Consider the following 4,621-nt stretch of genomic DNA (forward strand, 5'->3'; position numbering starts at 1 on the left):
ATATGGTCCATCTTTCCGGCAACATCGTCGCAAAGGACTTGAAAATGGATAAACATTTCCTTCGCCTTTGCTCCTTGTATCCGAAAAGATGGCCTCATACCATTTCCATCAGATTCATGAGTTTACGACCTACCTCAGGGAAGCAGGATTCCCTCGTCGAGGCAATGACTTACCAGAGATTTCTGCCGTCCAGTGTTTCCACCGGTAAGGAACCTATATCGAAATTGTCGAAGAGGCGGACGTTGACACTAATTCGTGGCTTGTCGAAATCCGGCTTGTAGTCAGTCCATGTCGGCAATTGTGAAAATGTCCCGCAACCGCAGACGTTGCAGTGATGATGCTTGCTAAAGCCATTGCGTGAATAGACAGCGTCGGCCTCGGGCGTTACCGAAAGCCTCACTTGATCCGGCGTATAGTACGCCCAGAGCGCGCCGCGTTTTGTGCAAAACGTACAGGTGCACGCTGTTGCAATGGCCGGCGCCTCACTGATTTCGAATTTGATTGCGCCACAGTGGCAACTTCCCAGAATTGTCATGAGCTTTTCCCGAGATCATTTTTTCATCAGGTAATGATAGCGATAGAGTTCGCGATTGAAACCAATAATCGCGTTCCTATACGGCTTGGCCGGCAACCCAGCCCGATGACCATGCCCATTGGAAATTATAGCCGCCGAGCCAACCTGTTACATCGACGACTTCACCGATAAAATAAAGACCTTTTGTGGATCTGGCTTCCATCGTTTTCTGGTCAAGCATATCCGTATCGACACCGCCGAGCGTCACCTCTGCCGTACGGTAGCCTTCGGACCCTGCCGGCCTGACTTGCCATTCATTGACCGATTTTTCCACCGCAAGAAGCTGCTTGTCCGAAACATCCGCCAGATGCGCTTCTATCCCGCTGTTCTCTGCGATCAGTTGTGCCAGACGTTTTGGCAATAGTTCACTGAGTGCCGTCTGCAGCGCTTGCCGGCCGTTGCGGGTGCGCGCGCCGCGTAGTGCCTCGAAGATTTTGACGCCCGGAAGCATGGCAACCGAAATCACATCGCCTTCCCGCCAATAGGATGAAATCTGCAGGATAGACGGACCACTCAGACCGCGATGAGTAAACAGCATGGCCTCGCTGAACCTGGTTTTGCCGTGGCTGACGACTGCATCGACGGAAATGCCAGACAAGGGCTTCAGCGGCGCCAGGGTGTTCTCGTCGAAAGTCAGTGGCACCAACGCCGGGCGTGTTTCGGTGAGCGAAAGCCCAAATTGTCGGGCAATATCGTAACCGAAACCAGTCGCGCCCATTTTTGGTATGGATTTTCCGCCGCAAGCAACGACAAGGGACGAACACCGCACGTGTTCGCCAGACAGATCGAGTTCAAACGCATCGCCTGACTTCGCGATGGAATCGACCGTCGTGCGCAAACGGAGCTCAACCCCTACCCGTTTCATTTCCGCCACCAGCATATTGATGATCTGCTTGGCCGAGCCATCGCAAAAGAGTTGACCGAGCGTCTTTTCATGCCAGGCAATGGCATGGCGATCAACGAGACCGATGAAGTCGCGCTGGGTGTAGCGGCGCAAGGCCGAGATGCAATAATGCGGATTCTTGCTGATAAAGTTCTGCGGCGCAGCATTGAGATTGGTGAAATTGCAGCGGCCGCCGCCCGATATACGGATCTTTTCGCCAGGAGCGGCGGCATGGTCGACAATAAGCACTGAGCGGCCGCGCTTGCCTGCTTCAACGGCGCACATCATGCCCGCGGCGCCAGCACCTATGATGAGAACGTCCACCTGTTTCATGGCGATGGCAAAAGCTCGCCCGTCCGCCCCGTCAGGCGGTAGGCGACCAGTCCGATCCATTCTCTGAGCGCTATCGACAAATTCTGCAGCGAATCCTGAGGATTGTCATGCGTAACGCCTATACCCTCGTCACCCGAGGTCCGGTAGTCGGAGGGCCAAGGCACGACATCGAACCCGACCGTGCGAAAAATCCCCATGGAGCGCGGCATATGGAAGGCTGACGTAATCAGCACCCAGGTTTCGCCGGGTTTCGGCTTCACCATGTCCTTGGTAAAAACCGCATTTTCATAGGTGTTGCGCGACTGGCTTTCCATAATGAGACGATCCGGTGCGATGCCGAGCGCCGTCAGCAAACGGGGTGCCGTCACACCATCGCCCTCGCCCTTGAGCAACAAATTACCCGATCCGCCGGTCACGACGACCTTGGCTTGCGGATGGCGCGCTGCGAGAATTGCCGCTTCGACAAACCGGTCGCCGCTAGAGTTCATTTCATAGCCGCCGCGGACAAGATTCACACCGCCCTCGAGGCCGCCACCAAGCACAATGATCCCGGCGATCTTTTCCGGCAACGAGGCCGGACGCTGAAAGCGATCCTCGAGCGGATGCATCATCAACGCGCCCAGCGACGTCCATGCACCAAGGCCGAGGATCAGAAAAGCCCCCGCCGCTGTCACCAAAGCGAAACGCCGCCAAACCAGCAGCAGCAGAAAAAACGTCAGACCGATCAGCAATATGGAGAAATTCAGCGGCTCGGCAAAGAACCAGAGGATTTTGGACAGAGTGAAGAACATTCTATCTCAGCTCCGCCAGCATTTTTACCTTGTCCATCTCACGCTCGAGGCTCGTTGACCATTCCGGCCCCTGTTCGATGACAGTGAAGCCTTCGCGCTCGTAGAGACGGATGGCCTTCACATTGCGCGCATGGGTGCTGATACGTGCACGCAAATACCCCGCGTCGCGAATATTGGCCATCAACGTGCGGAGAATTGCCGAACCTATCCCTTGGCCCTGAACGACGGGATCTACCCACAGATCGGAGATATAGTCGTTGTCCTCTTCCCGGGCGCCCCAGCCAAGCACGACGTTGTCCAGTTCACCGACCAGAACGTTCCCGTAGGATGTTTCTGCGAAGGCGCGGAATGCCTTTTCGACGTGCATTCGCATGCCGGGCAATTCGGGTTCGAACGAAAAGACGTTTGACGCCCAGGCGCGGGCGCCGACCGCAGCGATGGCTGCAATGTCGGCTTCTATTGCACGCCTGACTACCACCATTTCGGAGCGTTGAACTTGCCTGCCGCCTGTTCGATGACATAGGCGGTCTGGAACAGTGTTTCCTCGTCGAACGGCCGCCCGATAAGCTGCAGGCCAAGCGGCAGTCCGCGCGCATCGAGGCCAGCGGGGACAGCGATCCCCGGAAGACCAGCCATGTTCACGGTGACGGTGAAGATGTCATTGAGATACATTTTGACCGGGTCTGCTGCCATATCCTGATCGGCAATACCGAATGCCGCGGAAGGCGTGGCTGGCGTCAGGATCGCATCGACACCCGCGTGAAAGACGTCCTCGAAGTCCTTCTTGATCAGGTTCCGCACCTTCTGCGCCTGAAGGTAGTAGGCGTCGTAATACCCAGCCGACAGCACATATGTGCCGATCATGATGCGGCGCTTGACCTCTTCGCCGAAGCCGGTGGCGCGGGTCCTTTCGTACATGTCGACGATGTCCTTGCCTGGGACGCGCAGGCCGTAGCGTACGCCATCATAGCGGGCAAGGTTCGATGAAGCCTCCGCAGGCGCCACGATATAATAGGCAGGCAGCGCATATTTCGTATGCGGCAGCGAGATATCCACGATCGAAGCGCCGGCGTCTTTCAGCCATGCAATGCCCTGCTGCCAGAGCTTTTCGATTTCTTCCGGCATACCATCGACGCGGTACTCCTTGGGAATGCCAATCTTGAGCCCGGCAAGCGGCTTGCCGATGGCCGACTCGTAGTCGGGTACTGCGATATCGACCGACGTTGTGTCCTTCGCGTCGACCGAAGCCATGGATTTGAGCAGGATCGCCGCATCACGCACATCACGTGCAATCGGACCGGCCTGATCCAGCGATGATGCGAAGGCGACGACACCCCAGCGCGAGCAGCGGCCATAGGTCGGCTTGATGCCGACGGTGCCTGTGAATGCAGCCGGCTGGCGGATCGAGCCGCCGGTATCGGTGGCCGTGGCACCGGCGCAAAGCCGTGCGGCGACCGCAGCGGCTGAGCCGCCAGAGGAACCGCCGGGTACCAGGTCGGCGTTGGAGCCCTTGGCGCGCCACGGGTTCTTTACCGGACCATAGTAGGAGGTTTCGTTCGACGATCCCATGGCAAACTCATCCATGTTGAGCTTGCCGAGCATGACCGCGCCATCCGCCCAGAGATTGGCGGTGACGGTCGACTCATAATGCGGCTTGAATCCGTCGAGGATATGCGATGCAGCCTGGGTGTGAATGCCTTCGGTACCGAACAGGTCCTTGATGCCAAGCGGAATGCCTTCGAGTGCTCCGGCATTGCCCGAAGCAAGACGTGCATCCGAAGCTTCCGCCATCTCCAGCGCCTTTTCCGGCGTGGTGACGATATAGGCGTTGAGTGCCTCGTTAGCGTTCTCGATCGCCTGGATATAAGCGCCAGTCAGCTCCGTAGCGGTGATCGCCTTGGCTTTCAGCTGCTCGCGCGCCTCGGCAATGGTGAGAGCGGTCAGATCGGTCATAGTCTTTTCTGGTCCTTATTGAGCTGGCGCGAGGGTCAGCCACTTTTCGTAAAATGCACTGTGTTCGGAGTCCGGATAGTCGAGCAG

5 protein-coding genes are annotated in these 4,621 nt (G+C 57.3%); all 5 read right to left on the reverse strand.

The genetic code is table 11. From position 1 onward, the window contains the following. Nucleotides 1-169 precede the first annotated feature (169 nt). The 5 genes from ACXJ5O_RS19445 to gatA all read right to left on the reverse strand — a co-directional run bounded on the left by ACXJ5O_RS19445 (nt 170) and on the right by gatA (nt 4,534). Nucleotides 170-535, reverse strand: a complete 366-nt coding sequence (locus tag ACXJ5O_RS19445) for a GFA family protein (RefSeq protein WP_457301331.1) — start codon at nt 533-535, stop codon at nt 170-172. 76 nt (nt 536-611) lie between these two features. Further along, nucleotides 612-1,790 (reverse strand): NAD(P)/FAD-dependent oxidoreductase, encoded by a 1,179-nt coding sequence (locus ACXJ5O_RS19450; RefSeq protein WP_457301335.1) that lies wholly within the window; start codon nt 1,788-1,790, stop codon nt 612-614. Then, the gene (locus tag ACXJ5O_RS19455; protein ID WP_457301332.1) at nt 1,787-2,581 is read right to left on the reverse strand and encodes a YdcF family protein; all 795 of its coding nucleotides are present in this window, start codon (nt 2,579-2,581) and stop codon (nt 1,787-1,789) included. Before ACXJ5O_RS19455 ends, ACXJ5O_RS19450 begins: the two co-directional genes overlap by 4 nt. Nucleotide 2,582: 1 nt before the next feature. Further along, nucleotides 2,583-3,062: a GNAT family N-acetyltransferase gene (locus ACXJ5O_RS19460; RefSeq protein ID WP_457301333.1), complete on the reverse strand. Its 480-nt coding sequence runs from the start codon at nt 3,060-3,062 to the stop codon at nt 2,583-2,585. Continuing rightward, nucleotides 3,053-4,534 carry an Asp-tRNA(Asn)/Glu-tRNA(Gln) amidotransferase subunit GatA gene (gene gatA, locus ACXJ5O_RS19465; RefSeq protein ID WP_457301334.1) on the reverse strand — a complete coding sequence of 494 codons (1,482 nt, stop codon included), beginning with the start codon at nt 4,532-4,534 and terminating at the stop codon, nt 3,053-3,055. The genes ACXJ5O_RS19460 and gatA overlap by 10 nt, the downstream gene beginning before the upstream one ends. Between the last annotated feature and the right edge of the window lie 87 nt (nt 4,535-4,621).

Source organism: Phyllobacterium sp. P5_D12 (assembly GCF_054049495.1).

Bases quoted from the DNA above. Each gene is read 5' to 3' on its own strand.
- ACXJ5O_RS19460 (WP_457301333.1), bottom strand. From the start codon at position 3,062: ATGGTGGTAGTCAGGCGTGCAATAGAAGCCGACATTGCAGCCATCGCT.
- ACXJ5O_RS19455 (WP_457301332.1), bottom strand. From the start codon at position 2,581: ATGTTCTTCACTCTGTCCAAAATCCTCTGGTTCTTTGCCGAGCCGCTG.
- gatA (WP_457301334.1), bottom strand. From the start codon at position 4,534: ATGACCGATCTGACCGCTCTCACCATTGCCGAGGCGCGCGAGCAGCTG.
- ACXJ5O_RS19450 (WP_457301335.1), bottom strand. From the start codon at position 1,790: ATGAAACAGGTGGACGTTCTCATCATAGGTGCTGGCGCCGCGGGCATG.
- ACXJ5O_RS19445 (WP_457301331.1), bottom strand. From the start codon at position 535: ATGACAATTCTGGGAAGTTGCCACTGTGGCGCAATCAAATTCGAAATC.